At 42.5% G+C, this 19,757-nt stretch carries 17 protein-coding genes and 1 other annotated feature; all 17 genes read left to right on the top strand.

Going from position 1 to position 19,757, the window contains the following annotated elements; all coding sequences use genetic code 11:
- The first annotated feature begins 25 nt into the window (after window positions 1–25).
- The 17 genes from NSU19_RS11685 to NSU19_RS11605 all read left to right on the top strand — a co-directional run bounded on the left by NSU19_RS11685 (window position 26) and on the right by NSU19_RS11605 (window position 19,452).
- Entirely contained in the window at window positions 26–802 is a 777-nt protein-coding gene (locus tag NSU19_RS11685) for an RNA-binding protein (RefSeq protein WP_339196638.1), read from the top strand.
- A gap of 95 nt (window positions 803–897) precedes the next feature.
- Complete coding sequence (locus NSU19_RS11680) at window positions 898–1,407, top strand: DivIVA domain-containing protein (RefSeq protein ID WP_063388479.1); 510 nt, start codon at window positions 898–900, stop codon at window positions 1,405–1,407.
- Window positions 1,408–1,458: 51 nt separating this feature from the next.
- Window positions 1,459–1,683: a binding site (T-box leader), on the top strand.
- Window positions 1,684–1,735: 52 nt separating this feature from the next.
- Window positions 1,736–4,510, top strand: coding sequence for an isoleucine--tRNA ligase (ileS, locus tag NSU19_RS11675; protein WP_144597715.1), 2,775 nt, complete (start codon window positions 1,736–1,738; stop codon window positions 4,508–4,510).
- Window positions 4,511–4,902: 392 nt separating this feature from the next.
- The gene (locus NSU19_RS11670) at window positions 4,903–5,193 is read left to right on the top strand and encodes a hypothetical protein (RefSeq protein ID WP_063388477.1); all 291 of its coding nucleotides are present in this window, start codon (window positions 4,903–4,905) and stop codon (window positions 5,191–5,193) included.
- A gap of 94 nt (window positions 5,194–5,287) precedes the next feature.
- Window positions 5,288–5,764: a signal peptidase II gene (lspA, locus tag NSU19_RS11665; RefSeq protein WP_339196635.1), complete on the top strand. Its 477-nt coding sequence runs from the start codon at window positions 5,288–5,290 to the stop codon at window positions 5,762–5,764.
- 3 nt (window positions 5,765–5,767) lie between these two features.
- Window positions 5,768–6,682 (top strand): RluA family pseudouridine synthase, encoded by a 915-nt coding sequence (locus NSU19_RS11660; protein WP_339196632.1) that lies wholly within the window; start codon window positions 5,768–5,770, stop codon window positions 6,680–6,682.
- 163 nt (window positions 6,683–6,845) lie between these two features.
- The gene (gene pyrR / locus NSU19_RS11655; protein WP_063388474.1) at window positions 6,846–7,391 is read left to right on the top strand and encodes a bifunctional pyr operon transcriptional regulator/uracil phosphoribosyltransferase PyrR; all 546 of its coding nucleotides are present in this window, start codon (window positions 6,846–6,848) and stop codon (window positions 7,389–7,391) included.
- 145 nt (window positions 7,392–7,536) lie between these two features.
- Window positions 7,537–8,832, top strand: coding sequence for a solute carrier family 23 protein (locus tag NSU19_RS11650; protein ID WP_339196629.1), 1,296 nt, complete (start codon window positions 7,537–7,539; stop codon window positions 8,830–8,832).
- 155 nt (window positions 8,833–8,987) lie between these two features.
- Window positions 8,988–9,902: an aspartate carbamoyltransferase catalytic subunit gene (locus NSU19_RS11645; RefSeq protein ID WP_339196626.1), complete on the top strand. Its 915-nt coding sequence runs from the start codon at window positions 8,988–8,990 to the stop codon at window positions 9,900–9,902.
- Window positions 9,886–11,163, top strand: a complete 1,278-nt coding sequence (locus tag NSU19_RS11640; protein WP_063388472.1) for a dihydroorotase — start codon at window positions 9,886–9,888, stop codon at window positions 11,161–11,163. Before NSU19_RS11645 ends, NSU19_RS11640 begins: the two co-directional genes overlap by 17 nt.
- A 1-nt stretch (window position 11,164) precedes the next feature.
- Complete coding sequence (locus NSU19_RS11635) at window positions 11,165–12,256, top strand: carbamoyl phosphate synthase small subunit (protein WP_063388471.1); 1,092 nt, start codon at window positions 11,165–11,167, stop codon at window positions 12,254–12,256.
- Window positions 12,249–15,437: a carbamoyl-phosphate synthase large subunit gene (gene carB / locus NSU19_RS11630; RefSeq protein WP_339196623.1), complete on the top strand. Its 3,189-nt coding sequence runs from the start codon at window positions 12,249–12,251 to the stop codon at window positions 15,435–15,437. The genes NSU19_RS11635 and carB overlap by 8 nt, the downstream gene beginning before the upstream one ends.
- A 13-nt stretch (window positions 15,438–15,450) precedes the next feature.
- Window positions 15,451–16,227 (top strand): dihydroorotate dehydrogenase electron transfer subunit, encoded by a 777-nt coding sequence (locus NSU19_RS11625; RefSeq protein ID WP_339192964.1) that lies wholly within the window; start codon window positions 15,451–15,453, stop codon window positions 16,225–16,227.
- Entirely contained in the window at window positions 16,221–17,156 is a 936-nt protein-coding gene (locus NSU19_RS11620) for a dihydroorotate dehydrogenase (RefSeq protein WP_063388468.1), read from the top strand. The genes NSU19_RS11625 and NSU19_RS11620 overlap by 7 nt, the downstream gene beginning before the upstream one ends.
- Window positions 17,125–17,841 carry an orotidine-5'-phosphate decarboxylase gene (pyrF, locus tag NSU19_RS11615; RefSeq protein ID WP_339192963.1) on the top strand — a complete coding sequence of 239 codons (717 nt, stop codon included), beginning with the start codon at window positions 17,125–17,127 and terminating at the stop codon, window positions 17,839–17,841. Before NSU19_RS11620 ends, pyrF begins: the two co-directional genes overlap by 32 nt.
- Entirely contained in the window at window positions 17,838–18,473 is a 636-nt protein-coding gene (pyrE, locus tag NSU19_RS11610; RefSeq protein ID WP_339196621.1) for an orotate phosphoribosyltransferase, read from the top strand. The genes pyrF and pyrE overlap by 4 nt, the downstream gene beginning before the upstream one ends.
- 265 nt (window positions 18,474–18,738) lie before the next feature.
- Window positions 18,739–19,452: a phosphoadenylyl-sulfate reductase gene (locus tag NSU19_RS11605; protein WP_339196618.1), complete on the top strand. Its 714-nt coding sequence runs from the start codon at window positions 18,739–18,741 to the stop codon at window positions 19,450–19,452.
- Window positions 19,453–19,757: the final 305 nt, after the last annotated feature.

The following is a 19,757-nucleotide window of genomic DNA, read 5'->3' as shown; positions in this document are numbered from 1 at the left end:
CATATCATAATTGGAGTTGTCTCTTATGGAGAGTGTTTATCAGCATTTTCGCAAAGAAGAAAGGGAGTTCATTGACAAAGTCTTTGGATGGAAACAATTTGTGACTGAGCAATATCGGCCAAAATTGACCGATTTTTTAGATCCGCGGGAACAGAAAATCATTAAGACATTGATCGGTGAAAATCCGGATGTTCACGTGCAATTTTTCGGAGGCTATAAAAATGCTGAAAGAAAGCGGGCTTTTTTTTACCCTGACTATATTCAACCGACATTAGATGATTTTTCAATGTTCGCATTTGAAATCATGTTCCCGAAAAAATTCGTGACATTATCACATCGCGAAGTGCTTGGATCGCTTATGTCGCTCGGCTTAAAACGGAGCAAGTTCGGCGACATTATCATTCATGATGAAACGGTGCAAGTCATGGTTGCGCAAGAAATTGCCAATTTCCTGCAGCTGAACTGGAATAAAATTGGAAAGATTTCCGTTCGTTTGAAACAGATCCCATTCGAAGATGTGTTTTCTCATGAAGAAGAAATGGATATTTCTTTGATCACCGTTTCTTCGCTTCGGCTCGATGCTGTTCTAGCAAATGTTTATCACCAATCTCGGCAAAAAATAAAATCGCTTATTGAAAATAGTCTCGTCAAAGTCAATTGGAAAATTGTTGAGGATGCTCATTTTGAAATTGCGGAAGATGATGTGTTATCTGTCCGAGGATTCGGAAGAAGCAAAGTTTTGGCAATTGAAGGGAAAACAAGAAAAGATAAGTGGCGCATTAAGATCGGAATACAAAAATAATATTACAAATGGAAAGATTTTTGCCCATTCTGTCGAAAAATCGTTTATAATTGGATTAGTGTTTTGCGAAAAACATACATATGGAGGTGGAATTTGTGCCTTTAACCCCGCTGGATATTCATAACAAGGAATTTACAAAAGGCTTTCGCGGCTATGATGAAGATGAAGTAAATGAGTTTTTAGATCAAGTGATTAAAGATTATGAAATGGTCATCCGCGAAAAGAAAGAATTGGAATTAAAGGTGAAGGAATTAACCGAGAAGCTGAATCACTTTACAAATATAGAAGAAACGTTAAATAAATCGATTTTAGTTGCGCAGGAAGCTGCGGAAGATGTGAAAAGAAACGCTCAAAAGGAAGCGAAGCTGATCATTAAAGAAGCGGAAAAAAATGCTGACAGAATCATCAATGAAGCACTTGCTAAATCGCATAAAATTGCAATGGAAATCGAAGAGATGAAAAAGCAGTCAAAAGTATTCCGCACCCGTTTTCAAATGCTCATCGAAGCACAGCTTGATCTGCTAAAAAATGATGATTGGGATCACTTAATGGAATACAATGTCGAGCCAATCTTAGGAGAAGAAGCGGAAGAACCGAAAGTATAACTTGACTTTTTTGTTCGTGATTTCATATAATACGAAAATAAAACGGAATATGACAAAACAATGAGAGGGACAGTAGTCCTTTCAAGCCCTTTATGACAGCGAACCGGGGACGGTGGAAGCCCGGGTAAAGGCGAAAGGATGAACATCACCCTTGAGTCCATAGCTGAAACATGCTAGTAGGCTGTGGCGGCCAAGTCCGTTATGTTTATGAGTGGATGTGCATGATTTGTGCGCATCTAAAAGGGTGGTACCGCGAGATTCCTCCTCGTCCCTTAGGGATGAGGAGTTTTTTTATTTTAGTGAACAAATATTATGTGGAGGAATGGGAATGGATTATAAAGAGACGTTACGAATGCCGAAAACAGACTTTCCAATGAGAGGAAACCTTCCGAAAAAAGAACCTGAGATCCAGAAAAAATGGGAAGAGATGGATATTTATGAAAAAGTGCAGGAGCGCACGAAAGGACGGCCTCTTTTCATATTACATGATGGTCCGCCGTTCGCAAACGGGGATATTCATATGGGGCATGCCTTAAACAAAATTTTAAAAGACATTATTGTCCGTTATAAATCCATGAGCGGATATTGCGCACCGTATGTTCCAGGATGGGATACGCACGGTCTGCCAATTGAAACAGCACTTTTGAAGAAACAAAAAATCAATCGAAAAGAGATGGATGTCGCGCAGTTTCGAAAACATTGCGAGCAATATGCATGGGAGCAAATTGAGCGCCAGCGCGTGCAATTTAAACGCCTTGGAATTCGAGGCGACTGGAAAAATCCATATGTCACCTTGAAACCAGAATATGAAGCCCAGCAAATTCGCGTCTTTGGAGAAATGGCAAAAAAGGGATATATTTATAAAGGCTTGAAGCCGGTTTATTGGTCTCCATCGAGCGAATCTGCCTTGGCAGAGGCGGAAATTGAATATTATGACAAACGCTCGCCTTCTATTTATGTTGCATTTGAAATAAAGGACGGAAAAAATATATTAACAGATGGAGAAAAAATCGTCATTTGGACGACTACTCCGTGGACTATCCCTGCAAACTTAGGAATTGCTGTTCATCCTGATTTGGAATATTCTGTAGTGAAGGTTGGAGCTGACAAGTTTGTGATCGCATCTGCCCTGCTCGAAGAAGTGGCAAAAGAGCTGGACTGGACAGAATATGAAGTAGTGAAATCGTTTAAAGGCAAAGAGCTGGAATATGTGGTTGCGAAACACCCGTTCTATGACCGCGATTCATTAGTGATCCTTGGCGAACATGTAACGACCGACGCTGGTACAGGATGCGTCCATACAGCGCCAGGCCATGGGGAAGACGATTTTGTCGTCGGACAAAAATATAACCTAGGCGTATTATGTCCTGTCGACGAAAGAGGGTACATGACAGAAGAAGCTCCAGGGTTCGAAGGATTGTTTTATGATGACGCAAATAAAAAAATAACGGAAAAATTAGAAGAAGTAGGGGCATTGCTAAAGCTTTCATTTATTACACACTCCTATCCACATGACTGGCGGACAAAGAAACCAACGATTTTCAGAGCAACAGCGCAATGGTTTGCGTCCATTAAAGATTTTCGAGACGAATTGCTGCAAGCAATTAAAGAAACGAAATGGATCCCTAATTGGGGAGAAATTCGCATTCATAACATGATCCGCGATCGAAGCGATTGGTGTATTTCCCGTCAGCGGGCATGGGGCGTGCCAATTCCAGTGTTTTATGGTGAAAATGGGGAGCCGATCATAACAGATGAAACGATTGAACATGTGGCAAAACTGTTCCGCGAGCACGGCTCGAATGTTTGGTTTGAACGCGAAGCAAAAGACCTGCTTCCAGAAGGATTTACACACCCTTCAAGCCCGAACGGCATTTTTACAAAAGAAACAGACATTATGGACGTTTGGTTCGATTCAGGCTCTTCTCATCAAGCAGTTTTAGTTGAACGGGAAGATTTGCAGCGTCCTGCTGATCTTTATTTAGAAGGCTCTGACCAATATCGCGGCTGGTTTAATTCATCGCTGTCTACAGCAGTTGCTGTCACCGGAAAAGCTCCATATAAAGGCGTTTTAAGCCATGGATTTGCGCTGGACGGCGAAGGACGGAAAATGAGCAAATCGCTAGGAAATGTTGTTGTTCCTGCCAAAGTGACGGAACAGTTTGGAGCAGATATTCTTCGTCTATGGGTAGCATCAGTTGATTATCAATCGGACGTTCGCGTCTCTGATGCAATCTTAAAACAAGTATCTGAAGTATATCGGAAAATTCGCAACACGTACCGTTTCTTGTTAGGAAATTTGTTTGATTTTGATCCAAATCAGCATCGTGTTTCTGTAGAAAAATTAAGAGAAGTGGATCGCTATATTCTCATTAAACTGAATAAACTAATTGCCAAAGTGCGAAAAGCATATGAAGAATATGATTTTGCATCCATCTATCATGACGTTCACAATTTCTGTACGATTGAGCTAAGCTCATTTTATCTTGATTTTGCAAAAGACATTCTGTATATTGAGGCTGCTGACAGCCATAATCGACGTTCTATCCAAACGGTTTTATATGAAGCGCTTCTTGCTCTTGTAAAGCTGATGACACCGATTTTGCCGCATACAACAGAAGAAGTATGGGGACATATTGAATCAGTTGAAGAAAAGAGCGTACAGCTTGTCGATATGCCGGAAGCTGTAGAGATTGAAGGCAGCAAAGAGATTGAAGCGAAATGGGATCAGTTTATGTCAGTTCGCGATGATGTATTAAAGGCCCTGGAAATTGCCCGAAATGAAAAAGTGATCGGCAAATCGTTAAATGCTGCTCTCATCCTTTATCCGAACGAAGAAATAAAAGAATTGTTCAATTCAATACAAGAGGACTTAAAACAGCTGTTTATTGTTTCCCAGTTAGAAATTGCCGGTGATTACAAAGATGCTCCGGAAGAAGCGCAAACATTTGATAGCATCAAAATAATTGTGAAGCAAGCGGATGGTGAGACTTGTGAAAGATGTTGGGTTGTTTCAACAGATATAGGCACTGATCAAGACCATCCGACATTGTGCAAAAGATGTGCAAGCATTGTGAAAGATCACTACAGCCATCTAGCATAGTTTTATCAGGGGGCTGTCCAGAAAGTCAAATCGCCATTGAAAACAACACCGATATATCAACGTTTCTAAAACATTAATGGGGGCGTCAATAAGCCGTAAAAACGACTTATCAGACACCCCCTTTTTTCATTTAGCAATGCTTCCTCATAAAGAAGTGTCATAAAAAGAACGATCTTTCATTGAAATCCGTCATAGTCAATTGGAAAAGTTTTCTCGGATGCTTTTTCAAAAATGAATACTTTGCTCAAAATTGAAAGAAGAATTCAGCTTTTAGCTTTTAAAGTGTGAATCATTTCCAAGCCGCTATTTACGTGTGTGGAAAAACTTGAATGTGATAGGAGGCAGTACGGCGGTTACAATATAAATACAAAACAGACGAGGGGGTTTTAATAATGAATCCGCTCGATCAAATCAAAGACGAATTAACGTTAATGAAGGACGAACTCAATGCGCGGCTCGCCAAAAGTCAATTGGATGACCCGATTTTTATCCGGGATGTAAAAAATGAGCTCAACGATGTTGAGCTTGCATTGGAAAAAATGGAATATGGACTTTATGGCATATGTGAAGAAACATTGCAAAAATTGCCGCTCGAACAATTGGCACAAATTCCGACAGCCAGAACGATTCATGATTTTCTCAATATGAAATCATATTTAAAAAAAACACTAGAATATCATTAAGAAGTGAAGTGAACAAGCTTCACTTTTTTGCTTGTTCCCCTTCTTTACTGTTTGTCAAAAAATGTGCTAAAATTTGATGGAAACTTGCCAGTGAGTGGGGGAACACAGTGTGCTTAAATATTTGATTGCATTATTTGTCATCGCTCTCGACCAATGGACAAAATGGCTGATCGTAAAAAATATGGAAATTGGCGAAAGCATTGAAATTATCAACGGATTTTTATACATAACGTCTCACCGCAATAAAGGAGCGGCTTGGGGAATATTACAGAACCAGATGGTGTTCTTTTATATTATTACCATTATTGTTGTCGTAGCGATTATTTATTATATGCAAAAATATGCGAAACAAAATGCAATGCTGGGGGTTGCTCTCAGCTTAATGCTCGGCGGAGCGATTGGGAATTTTATTGACCGCCTTTACCGTAAAGAGGTGGTGGACTTTATTCATACATATATTTTCGGCTATAATTTTCCAATTTTTAATATTGCCGATTCGTCTTTAACAATTGGTGTTATTTTACTTTTCATATATTTTTTGTTTTTTGAAGAAAAGAAGCAAAAGGAGTAGAAAATGGAGCAATTTACTTTTGTTGTGACGGAAAAAGAGGAACATGAACGAATAGATAAATTTTTGTCCAATAAAAATGAGAATTGGTCAAGAACGTCGGTCCAAAATTGGATCAAGGACGGGATTGTTTCAGTAAATGAAAAATCGGTGAAGGCCAATTACAAGTGCCAAACGGGTGATGTTATCACTGTATCTGTTCCAGAACCGGAAGAGCTGGATGTCAAGCCTGAGCCGATGGAGCTTGATATATACTATGAGGATGAAGATGTCATCGTTGTCAATAAACCGCGCGGGATGGTCGTTCATCCAGCGCCGGGACACACTTCAGGAACGCTTGTGAACGGTCTTTTATATCATTGCAAAGATTTGTCCGGCATTAACGGAGTCCTTCGCCCGGGAATTGTTCACCGGATTGATAAAGACACTTCAGGTTTATTAATGGTCGCCAAAAATGACTACGCTCATGAATCATTAGCAAATCAATTAATGGAAAAGAGAGTTGAAAGGAGATATAAGGCGATTGTACACGGGGTAATTCCGCACGACCATGCCACAATTGATGCTCCGATCGGAAGGGATCCAAAGGATCGGCAAAAAATGACGGTGACAAAAACAAACAGTAAAGAAGCTGTCACCCATTTTCATGTGCTGGAACGATTTTCGGATTTTACATATATAGAATGCAGGCTGGAAACCGGGAGAACGCATCAAATCCGCGTGCATATGAAATATATCGGTTTTCCGCTAGCTGGCGATCCAAAATATGGACCGAAAAAAACACTTCCAATTCGTGGACAGGCACTTCATGCAGGCGTACTCGGTTTTGAGCATCCAAGAACAAAAGAGTTTTTGAAGTTTGAAGCACCGCTTCCGGAAGAATTCGAAAAGATTTTGCAAATGTTACGAAATGATCGTTGACAATTACGAGCTGCTCTGTCATAATACGTTTAGACAAAACAGCATCCTTTAACTGCAGTCCCGTGAGGCTGAGAAGGAATCGTATGGCAATAGGTGAGCTATGCACAAAACCTCTCATCCTCAGGATGAGAGGTTTTTTTAACCGAAATTTGAGGTGATGAGCATGCCGGAAAAAGCGGTTGTGTTAGATGAGCAGGCGATCAGAAGGGCGCTAACTAGAATAGCCCACGAAATTATCGAACACAATAAAGGGATAGACAATTGTGTTTTGGTCGGAATCAAGACAAGGGGAATTTATCTTGCCAAACGTCTTGCAAAAAGAATAGAGGACATTGAAGGAAAAGAGATACCTGTCGGCAACCTTGACATTACCTTTTACCGGGATGATTTAACACAAAAAACAGAAAGCGGCGAACCGCTCGTTAAAGGTTCAGATATCCCGATCGATATTAACAATCGAAAAGTCATTTTAGTGGACGATGTCCTTTACACGGGAAGAACAGTACGGGCAGCGATGGATGCCATTGTTGACTACGGCAGGCCAGCGCAAATCCAGCTCGCTGTACTTGTTGACCGCGGCCATCGCGAACTACCGATCCGAGCGGATTATGTCGGAAAAAACATACCTACTTCAAAATCAGAAAAAATTGTTGTACAGCTTTTGGAAGTAGATGAAAAAGAAAAAGTATCCATTTATGAAAATGAATAGATGTCCCTTTTAATAGCAGTCCCGTGAGGCTGCAAAGGGGTCCGAAAGGTGTATACGCTATTTGTATGCACTTTGGCAAAAACCTCTTTGTGCCTCATCGGCCAAAGAGGTTTTTTTATGCAAATTCCATAAGGAGGAAAAAAACATGAAACAAAATATTATACTAGATGTTCATGATAAACCTGATTTTATCACATGGCTCGCCCTAAGCTTCCAACATTTATTTGCCATGTTTGGAGCAACGATTCTCGTACCGTTTTTAGTCAAAATTGATCCTTCTGTTGCCTTGATTTCCAGCGGTCTCGGCACACTCGCATTTATTTTGATCACAAAAGGAAAAGTGCCGGCATATGTCGGCTCCTCCTTTGCCTTCATCACACCGTTAATTGCGGCTAAAGCTGCCGGCGGTGTAGGAGCGGCGATGATCGGCAGCTTTTTGGCAGGTTTAGTTTACGGAGTTGTCGCACTTATCATCAAACAGACAGGATATAAATGGATTATGAAATTACTTCCAACTGTTGTCGTCGGTCCAGTAATTATGGTAATCGGACTTGGCCTTGCATCAACAGCTGTGAGTATGGCCATGAACGATCCTAAAGGACATTACAGCTTGCTTCACTTTTCAGCAGGTCTTGTTACGCTTCTGATCACCATTATAACAATGGCATTTTTTAAAGGATTTTTTAACCTAATCCCTGTATTAATCGGAATTTTCGGCGGATATGTATACTCGCTTATAATCGGCATTGTCGACTTTCAAAAAGTGGCGGAAGCCAAATGGTTTCAGCTCCCGAACTTTATCATTCCATTTGTTGATTATACACCTCACATTACATCTGAAATCATTCTGCTGATGGTTCCAGTCGCAGTGGTGACATTATCCGAGCATATCGGTCACCAAATGCTGCTAAGCCAAGTAATCGGAAAAGATTTAATCAAAGACCCTGGACTTGCCCGTTCCATTCTCGGCGACGGAGCGGCAACCATGATTGCATCTCTTATCGGTGGACCGCCGAACACGACATATGGCGAAAATATCGGCGTATTGGCGATTACAAGAATTTACAGCGTTTATGTCATTGCCGGTGCAGCTCTATTCGCAATCTTGTTTGGCTTTATTGGAAAAATATCAGCCTTGATCAGTTCGATTCCAACTCCAGTAATGGGAGGCGTTTCAATACTTCTCTTCGGGATCATCGCATCTTCAGGATTAAGAATGATGATTGAGCATAAAGTTGATCTGAACGAAAAAAGAAACTTAATTATCACTTCCGTCATCTTAGTAATAGGAATTGGCGAAGCAATGATTAAGTTCGGTGAAAGCTTCGAATTACACGGAATGGCATTAGCTGCAATCATTGGCGTCATTTTAAACTTTGTGCTCCCAGGAAAAAAAGAAGAACATATTTTTGACACAAATGAAGAAGATTCTGTAGCGTAGCAATCACCTTTTAAAAAAGTCCAGAGAGGCTTTCAAGGGTGTGTGAGACAAATCAAGCTTCGCCATTTGCTTACACCCTGTCATGCCTTGGCAGGGTATTTTTTTTAAAATTCAAACGTCAATCGCTTTTATTTAAAGGAAAGGGGAAGAAAGCGATGAAACATTTAGTGACCATGAGCACGCTGTCAACTGAAGAGATTATTGCCATTTTGGATGAAGCGGAACACTTTAAAATGGGAAAACGATGGAAAGTCGGAGAACAAACATTTATCGCCAACTTGTTTTTTGAGCCGAGTACGAGGACGAGGTTTAGTTTTGAAGCTGCTGAAAAAAAACTTGGACTTGACATTTTAAATGTGGATGGAGCTTCTTCAAGCATTCAAAAAGGAGAATCGTTGTACGATACTGTAAAAACTTTAGAATCAATCGGTGTCGAGGCAGTCGTGATCCGTCATCCGCAGGATCGGTATTTTGACGAGCTGATCGGCCGTGTCCAAGTATCCATATTAAATGCTGGCGATGGGTGCGGACACCATCCAACGCAATGTTTGCTCGATTTGATGACAATTCGTGAAGAGTTTGGGAGTTTTAACGGATTGACGGTTTCCATCATCGGTGACATTCGCCACAGCCGTGTAGCAAGATCTGATGCAGAAGTGCTGACAAGGCTCGGGGCAACCGTATTGTTCTCTGGACCTGAAAAATTTCGGGACGACACCAATCCATACGGTACATACGTATCGATCAATGAAGCAATCGAAATGTCAGATGTTGTGATGCTCTTAAGAATCCAGCATGAACGCCACAGCGAAAAATGGACAGCTGATCAATATTTGGAGCAGTACGGATTGACAAAGGAACGGGAAAAAATGATGAAGGACCATGCGATTATTATGCACCCTGCACCGGTCAACAGAGGAGTTGAAATCGACGGAGATTTAGTAGAGTGCAGCCGATCGCGAATTTTTAAACAGATGGAAAACGGTGTATTTGTCCGCATGGCAGTTATAAAACAGGCGATTGAAAGTAAAGCACAAGGGGGAGAGAAGAAACATGTCCATTCTATTTAAAAATGCGCAATTGTTAACAGAGGAAGGCGAATTGACAAAACGGGATGTTCTTGTGGAAAACGGAATAGTCAAACAAATATCGGAAGAGATAGCTGATGGAGCGGGAGACGTGATCGATTGCAACGGAAAGCTTCTTTCCCATGGATTCATCGATCTTCACGTTCATCTGCGTGAACCGGGTGGAGAAGCGAAAGAGACGATTGCCACCGGCACGCTGGCTGCAGCGAAGGGCGGCTTTACAACCGTTGCCTCCATGCCTAATACGAAGCCGCCTATTGATACGAAAGAAAAAATGATCAATTTACAAAAGCGAATTAAAGAAACAGCAAAGGTTCGCGTTCTTCCTTATGCAGCGATCACACTTGGGCAAAGCGGAAGCGAATTAACGGATTTTGATGCATTAAAAGAGGAAGGTGCTTTTGCCTTTACGGACGATGGCGTAGGTGTCCAGTCGGCCGGCATGATGTTTCAGGCAATGAAAAAAGCGGCGGAGAAAGGATATTCAATTGTCGCGCATTGTGAAGACAATACCCTTATCAACGGCGGATCCTTCCATGATGGAGTTTTTGCAAAAAATCACGGTATATCCGGCATTCCATCTGTATGTGAGTCCGTTCAAATTGCAAGAGATGTTCTGCTGGCAGAAGCTAGCGGCTGCCATTACCACGTGTGCCATATTAGTTCAAAAGAATCTGTCAGAGCCGTCAGAGACGCCAAAAAAGCAGGCATCCGCGTGACATGCGAAGTGACCCCGCATCATCTTCTTTTATGTGATGAAGATATTCCGGAGCTTAATCCGAACTTTAAAATGAATCCGCCGCTTAGAGGCAGAGAAGACAAGAAAGCATTAATCGAAGGGCTGTTGGATGGAACAATCGATTTTATTGCTACGGATCATGCGCCTCATACGATGGAGGAGAAATCTTTAGAGGTCGATAAGGCGCCGTTTGGGATCGTCGGGTTGGAAACTGCCTTTCCTCTTTTGTACACATATTTTGTCGAACGGGGCATTTTTACATTGAAACAACTTGTTGATTGGCTGACGGTAAAGCCTGCTAGAGCTTTTAACTTGGATATGGGGGAATTAAAAGAAGGCATTTCTGCAGATTTGACGCTCATTGATTTACAGGAAGAAAAAAGAATAGATGCCTCAACATTTGCATCAAAAGGAAAAAATACGCCGTTTAACGGCTGGCTTGCAAAAGGCTGGCCTGTTTTAACAATGGTGGACGGCAAAATCGTTTGGAAAAGGGGAGAGTAATATGAAACGGCAATTAGTGCTTGAAAACGGCGATGTTTTCATCGGCGATGGCTTTGGAAGCGATCGTGACATCATCGGAGAGGTTGTGTTCACAACCGGAATGACAGGCTATCAAGAAACACTTTCAGATCCTTCATATTGCGGACAAATCGTAACGTTTACTTATCCATTGATCGGCAATTACGGCATCAACCGCGACGATTTTGAGACGATCCGCCCGTTCGTGAACGGGATGATTGTGAAGGAAGCCTGTGAAGCACCCTCCAACTGGAGAAGTTTATATTCAATCAATGATTTTCTCATAGAAAACGATATTCCTGGCATCAGTGGAATCGATACAAGAAGGCTGACTAGAATTATCCGCAACTACGGAACGTTAAAAGGTGCAATCTGTTCAGCTGAGGCGGATCCAAAGCAAGTGGCTGAGAAATTAAGAGAAACGGAGCTGCCGCGCAATCAGGTGGAAATTGTATCGACGAAAAGACCATATCAAAGTCCAGGAAGAGGAAAAAGAGTGGTTGTTGTAGATTTTGGCATGAAGCATGGAATCTTAAGAGAATTAAACAGCCGAAATTGCGACTCGATCGTCGTTCCATATGATACATCTGCGGAGGAAATATTGCGATTGAAGCCTGACGGCGTTTTGCTTACAAACGGACCTGGAGATCCGCAAAACGTTCCAGAAGCAATTGAAATGCTGCGCGATCTTATCGGGAAAACCCCTATCTTTGGAATATGTTTAGGGCATCAGCTGCTCGCTTTAGCATGCGGTGCGAAAACAGAAAAATTAAAATTCGGCCACCGCGGCTCAAACCATCCAGTGAAGGATTTAAAAACTGGGAAAGTGTATATGACTTCCCAAAATCACGGCTATGCTGTAAGCATCGAATCCATTAGGAATACAGAGCTTGAAGTAACACATGTTGCACTGAACGACGGAACAGTTGAAGGATTGAGACATCGCGTGCATCCTGCTTTCGCTGTTCAATACCATCCGGAAGCATCGCCGGGACCTGAGGATGCCAATCCATTGTTTAATCAATTTATCGAGCTGATGGAAAAGACTGCTCAAAGGGGGAATCTCAATGCCTAAGCGGAAAGATATTCAGAAAATTTTAGTTATCGGATCAGGACCGATTATTATCGGACAAGCGGCGGAGTTTGACTATTCGGGAACACAGGCGTGCTTAGCATTGAAAGAGGAAGGATATGAGGTTGTTCTTGTCAACTCGAACCCAGCGACAATTATGACGGATACGGAAATTGCCGACAAAGTGTATATGGAGCCGCTCACTCCGAGCTTTGTCGCCAAAATCATCCGCAAGGAAAGGCCGGATGCGATCCTGCCGACTCTCGGCGGACAGACTGGACTAAACTTGGCGGTCGAGCTTCATAAAATGGGTGTTTTAGAAGAGTGCGGCGTTGAAATTTTAGGAACTAAGCTTTCAGCCATTCAAAAAGCTGAAGACCGTGAACTGTTCCGCGAGCTTATGAAGGAGCTGAATGAACCGGTGCCGGAAAGCGCCATAATTCATGAGCTTGAAGAAGCGTTTCATTTTGTGGAGCAAGTCGGCTATCCGGTGATCGTCCGGCCTGCATATACACTTGGCGGGACCGGAGGCGGCATTTGTCACGATGAGGAAGAACTGATTGAAATTGTCACAAACGGTTTAAAGCTCAGCCCTGTTCATCAATGTCTGCTCGAAAAAAGCATTGCCGGCTACAAAGAAATCGAATATGAAGTGATGCGGGACTCAAAAGACAATAAAATCGTTGTCTGCAACATGGAAAATATTGACCCCGTCGGCATTCATACAGGCGATTCGATCGTTGTGGCGCCCAGCCAAACGATTTCAGACAGAGAATACCAGCTGCTCAGAAACGTGTCATTAAAAATTATCGGAGCTCTTGGCATTGAAGGCGGATGCAATGTTCAGCTTGCTCTTGATCCGGATAGTTTTCAATATTACGTTATCGAAGTGAACCCGCGGGTTAGCCGCTCATCCGCCCTTGCATCAAAAGCGACAGGATATCCGATTGCGAAACTCGCAGCGAAAATTGCCGTCGGTTTGACGTTAGATGAAATCATCAATCCAGTGACAGGGAAAACATTTGCTTGCTTTGAACCGGCGCTTGATTATGTTGTCACGAAAATACCGCGATGGCCGTTTGATAAATTTGAATCAGCCAACCGTGTGCTTGGCACTCAAATGAAAGCAACCGGTGAAGTCATGGCGATCGGCCGCACGTTTGAAGAATCGTTGTTAAAAGCTGTTCGTTCTCTCGAAGCAAGCGTCTACCATTTAACATTGAAAGAAAACGATGTCTCAGATGAAATGATTGAAAAGCGAATCAAGAAAGCAGGGGATGAACGAATCTTTTACATCGCGGAAGCGCTGAGAAGGGGTTTTTCCGTTGAGCAAATTCATCAATGGAGCAAAATCGACCGCTTTTTCTTGAATAAGATAAACAACATTATCGAATATGAACGAGAACTGAAAAAATCTCCATTTGATGTAAATGTGTTGAGAAAAGCAAAGCAACTCGGATTTTCTGATCACTTTATCGCTTCGTTATGGAATACAGATGAATCGGAAGTTTATGAGTTTCGGAAAAAACAAGGAATTGTTCCAGTTTACAAAATGGTTGATACGTGCGCAAGCGAGTTTGAATCCGAGACGCCTTACTTTTACGGCACATATGAAGAAGAAAATGAATCGATTGTGACTGAACGAAAAAGTGTTGTCGTGTTAGGTTCAGGGCCGATTCGAATCGGGCAGGGTATTGAGTTCGATTATGCAACAGTTCACTCTGTTTGGGCGATTCGCGAAGCAGGATATGAAGCAATCATTATCAATAACAATCCAGAAACGGTGTCAACGGATTTCAGCATTTCCGACAAGCTGTATTTTGAACCGCTGACGATCGAAGATGTCATGCATATTATCGACTTGGAGAAACCGATTGGCGTTGTCGTCCAATTCGGCGGGCAAACGGCAATCAATTTGGCAGGCAAGCTGGCAAAACGAGGTGTCAAAATATTAGGAACAAGCCTGGAAAATTTAGATCGGGCGGAAGACCGCGACAAGTTCGAACAAGTGCTTGAAGCTTTGGAAATACCACAGCCTGTAGGGAAAACGGCTCTATCCGTCGCTGAAGCGGTGGAAATTGCGGAAGAAATCGGCTATCCGGTGCTTGTCCGTCCTTCCTATGTGCTTGGCGGCCGGGCGATGGAAATTGTCTACCATAAAGAAGAATTGCTCCATTATATGGAACATGCAGTAAAAATTAATCCGGAACATCCCGTTTTAATTGATCAATATTTAACCGGAATAGAAGTGGAAGTTGATGCGATTTCAGACGGTAAACATGTGCTCATTCCGGGCATTATGGAGCATATTGAGCGGGCAGGCGTGCACTCAGGGGACTCGATAGCGGTTTACCCGCCGCAAACGTTATCTGATCAGTTGAAAACAGAACTTGTTGATTATACGATTCGTTTGGCAAAAGGGCTGAATATTGTCGGACTGCTAAACATTCAATTTGTAATTGCTGACGGGCGGGTATACGTATTGGAAGTGAACCCAAGATCAAGCAGAACAGTTCCGTTTCTAAGTAAAATTACCGGAATTCCGATGGCTAAGCTTGCGACAAAGGTGATACTCGGTGCTAGCTTGCCGGAACTCGGTGTGAAAACAGGGCTTGCAAAAGAGCCGAAAGGTGTATTTGTGAAGGTGCCGGTATTTTCATTTGCGAAGTTGCGCCGTGTAGACATTACGCTTGGACCAGAAATGAAATCAACTGGGGAAGTAATCGGAAAGGATGCCACCTTTGAAAAGGCTCTTTATAAAGGCTTTGTTGCAGCCGGTACGAATATTTACGAGCACGGATCAGTGCTGCTTACGATTGCTGATAAGGACAAAAACGAGGCTTTAGAAATTGCGGGCAGATTTCGCAATATCGGCTATCAACTGCTGGCGACGGAAGGAACCGCAAAGTTTCTAGAAGAGAACGGCATAAAAGCAAAGGTTGTCAGCAAAATCGGATCACGCGGCGACAACATTTTGGATGTGATACGCAATGGAAAAGCGCAATTTGTCATCAACACGCTGACGAAAGGAAAGCAGCCTGAGCGCGACGGCTTCAGAATCAGAAGGGAATCGGTTGAAAACGGTGTGCCGTGCCTCACTTCTTTAGACACTGCAAGGGCAATTTTACGCGTGCTTGAATCGATGGCTTTTACGGTTGAAAATCTCTCCGAACATAATAGGTAAAGAAGGTGATCCAATGATCAAAGCTTGGATGGAAATCATCAGCAACAGGCCAATTGCGAAAAACATTTATAAAATGGAATTAAAAGGAGAGCTCGTTCAACGCATTACTCGTCCGGGACAATTTGTTCAAATAAAAGTGGATGACAGTTTTGATCTGTTATTAAGAAGACCGATCAGCATTGCCGAATACAATGCCGAAAAAAACACGATGACATTAATTTATCGGGCAGAAGGCGCCGGAACGAAAAGATTGTCCAGAAAAAAAGCAAGTGAGCTTGTCGATGTTTTCGGACCGCTCGGAAACGGTTTTCCGGTTGAAGAAACGAAGGAAAAAGCATTGCTTGTCGGTGGCGGCATTGGCGTTCCCCCTCTTTATGAATTGTCGAAGCAGCTTGTTCAAAATGGAGTGGAAGTTGTCCATGTATTAGGATTTTCAACAAAAGCGGCGGTGTTTTACGAACATGAGTTTAAAGAGCTGGGCGAAACGTTTGTGGCGACAGTTGACGGCACATTCGGCGCAAAAGGAACCGTTATGGATATCATCAATGAACAACGCTTCACATTTGAAACGCTCTATACATGCGGACCAACTCCAATGTTAAAAGCGATAGAAGAAGCATTTCCGCATAAAAAAGTGTTTTTGTCCCTGGAAGAAAGAATGGGCTGCGGAATCGGCGCTTGCTTTGCCTGTGTCCGCCGTACGAAAACCGATGCAAATGATTCGGGCTATAAGAAAATCTGTACCGACGGGCCTGTTTTTCGAATCGGGGAGGTGATGTTGGAATGTTAACTGTTAAGCTTCCTGGTCTTGAGTTAAAAAATCCGATCATGCCCGCATCAGGATGCTTCGGCTTTGGCCGCGAATTTGCCAAGCTGTACGATTTATCCAAGCTTGGAGCGATCATGATCAAAGCAACAACGCTTGAGCCTAGATTCGGAAATCCAACACCAAGGGTGGCGGAAACGCCGTCGGGAATGCTCAATGCCATCGGGTTGCAAAATCCCGGATTAAAAAAAGTGATGGAGGAAGAGCTTCCTTGGCTTTCTCAATTTGATGTTCCGATCATTGCGAACATTGCCGGCTCGACTGTTGAAGAATATGTGGAAGTGGCAAAAGAAATCAGTAAAGCGCCTAACGTAAAAGCACTTGAACTGAACATTTCTTGTCCGAATGTTAAACAAGGGGGGATCATGTTCGGAACAGTTCCTGAAGTAGCCGGACATTTAACAGAAGCTGTGAAAAACGTTTCTTCAGTACCGGTTTATGTCAAGCTTTCTCCAAATGTAACTGACATTGTCGCCATGGCAAAAGCGGTGGAAAAAGCGGGAGCAGACGGAATTACGATGATCAACACGCTCCTCGGCATGCGGATCGATGTGAAAACAGGCCGGTCGATTATTGCTAATGGAACAGGCGGGCTTTCTGGACCTGCTGTCAAGCCGATTGCCGTTCGTATGATCTATCAGGTTTCCCAAAGTGTAGAAATCCCGGTCATCGGCATGGGAGGAATTATGAATGTCGATGATTGCATAGAATTTTTGCAGGCAGGTGCAAAGGCAGTCGCAATTGGTACAGCGAATTTTGTCAATCCTTACGTCTGTGTTGAACTTATTGATGCGTTGCCGAATCGGCTGAAAGAATTAGGCTTTGATCATGTGAATGAATGTGTCGGAAGGAGCTGGAAAGATGAAAAATCGTCCTCTAATTCTTGCCCTTGATTTTGATACGAGAGAAAAAGCATTGCAGTTTGTGCAAATATTTGAGCAGCCTTTATTTGTTAAAGTGGGGATGGAACTTTTTTATCAAGAAGGCCCTTCTATCATCGAAGAATTACAGCGAAGCGGTCATCAAATATTTCTTGATTTGAAGCTGCATGATATACCAAATACCGTGAAACAAACGATGAAAGGACTTGCCAAGCTCGGAGTCGATTTGATCACTATTCACGCTGCGGGAGGTAGAGACATGATGGAAGCAGCGATAGAAGGGCTGGAGGCGGGAGCTCAGAGCGGAAATAAGCGTCCAGATGTTGTCGCTGTCACCCAGCTGACAAGCACTTCCAGCGAGATGCTAAAACATGAACTTCTCATTGAAAAGCCGTTGCTTGAGACGGTTTTACATTATGCGGAAAATGCAAAAAAAAGCGGGATGAGCGGTGTTGTTTGTTCTGTCCATGAAGTAAGCGAAATAAGAAAAACGTGCGGTCCATCTTTTCTGACTGTTACGCCTGGAATTCGTTTAGCAAAAGATAGAGCACAGGATCAAGTCCGCATTGCGACGCCAAAATTTGCAAAGGAACAAGGCGCATCAGCCATTGTTGTCGGCAGGACAATTACAAAGGCAGAGGATCCTGTTGCAGCCTACAATGAAGTAAAAAAAGAATGGGAGGGTAAGGTGGAATGAAAAAGGAAATCGCCAAACATTTGCTAGAAATTGAAGCAGTTACTCTCAGACCAAATGAACCGTTTACGTGGGCAAGCGGAATAAAATCGCCCATTTATTGCGACAATCGTTTGACTCTATCGTATCCGAAGCTCCGCAAAATCATTTACAAAGGACTAGTTCAACTAATCAGTGAGCATTTTTCCGATGCTGAATTAATTGCTGGAACTGCGACAGCCGGTATTCCCCATGCGGCATTAGTTGCTGAAGAGTTGGGATTGCCGATGTGTTATGTGCGCAGCACACCGAAAAAGCATGGGAAGGGAAACCAAATAGAAGGAAAAGTGAGGGAAGGACAAAAAGCGGTTGTAATCGAAGACTTGATTTCAACAGGGGCAAGCTCCTTAAAAGCTGTTGAAGCACTAAGAAATGCTGGCTGTCAAGTACTAGGTGTCGCCGCCATTTTCACCTACGGTCTTCCTCAAGGAAAGCAAAATTTTGCCAATGCTGGCATTCCGGCGATCGCATTAAGCGATTATGACACTTTAATCCAAGTGGCTTTGGAAGAACAAATGATTTCGAAAGAAGATCTCGACCGCTTGTCATTATGGCGAAAAAATCCTGAAAACGACAGTTGGCTCGAAAAAGTTTAACCTCCCTTTCATAAAATATTTAATTCCAATCAAAAAACTCGGGTTGACTTTTAGGAAAATTATGATAAAATTTGAAAGCATATAGCACGTTCTTGAAAGGAACACTGTGAATCTGCTAACCTAGTTTTTAAGTACAAAATATCATTTGTACAAATGAAAGAAATAAAAAGCTGTCTAAATAAACCGCTGACTAGACGACTAGAGGCGGTTTTCAATCCTTTTATTGAACGAGCTCTATTCCTTTTCTAATAAGGGGGAAAGGCGAATGCTTACGTACGAAACCTGGGCGGAACCTGATCTCGTGTTTGATGAGACATCGGACACAAAAGGTGCCCTAGAGGTGTTGGAATGGGCATATTCAACATATAAAGATGATATTGTGTATTCGTGCAGCTTTGGGATTGAAGGGATTGTACTCATTGATTTAATATCGAAGGTCAATCCGACCGCACGGATTGTCTTTTTGGATACAGGGCTGCATTTTAAAGAAACCTATGATTGCATAGAAAAAGTAAAAAATCGATACCCAGATTTAAATATAGAATTGAAAAAACCAGAGATCACATTAGAAGAGCAAAAAGAGCAATATGGGGATAAGCTTTGGGAGAGAGATCCGAATCTTTGCTGCCACATCCGGAAAGTGATTCCTTTAAGGGAGACACTTGAACCTGTAAAAGCATGGATTTCAGGATTGAGAAGAGAACAATCGCCGACAAGAAAACATATAAACTATATTAATAAAGATGAGAAATTCCAAAAGGTAAAAATTTGCCCTCTCATCCACTGGACATGGAAGGAAGTTTGGCGATATGTTTATAAACATGATTTGCCTTATATCGTCTTACATGATCAAGGTTATCCTTCCATTGGCTGCCAGCCTTGCACTCAGCCAGCCATTAACATGGATGATCTGCGTTCTGGAAGATGGGTCGGCCATCAAAAGCTTGAATGCGGATTACATGAGAGTGTGACAAAATAATGGAAGCCTATAACCATTAGAGGAAGCGGTGCGGCGGCAGCGGGTGCTGCCTGTCGTACAGGAGCGGTAAAAACATATCGCTTTTTCCTCCATTCGGACTGCTGGAAATGTTCTCTGTTCAATGGTCGGTGGAGGTGAAGGTGCCTAAACCGTCTGCTTCGGCTTCATCGATAGTTGATTCAATCATTTTATCTTTGGTGTTTGTTCAATCAAAATATGAATATCATTTACAAGTGAAGTGATAGTTTGATCTACAGCAGGCCTTTTTCCGCATATAATGCTTTATAAAAACTCGTCATAAAAAA

It is taken from the genome of Aeribacillus sp. FSL k6-2211 (assembly GCF_037966125.1).
GTDB lineage: Bacteria > Bacillota > Bacilli > Bacillales > Aeribacillaceae > Aeribacillus > Aeribacillus composti.
Note: the sequence above shows the minus strand (reverse complement) of the source record. Positions and strands in the feature narration are given on the sequence as shown.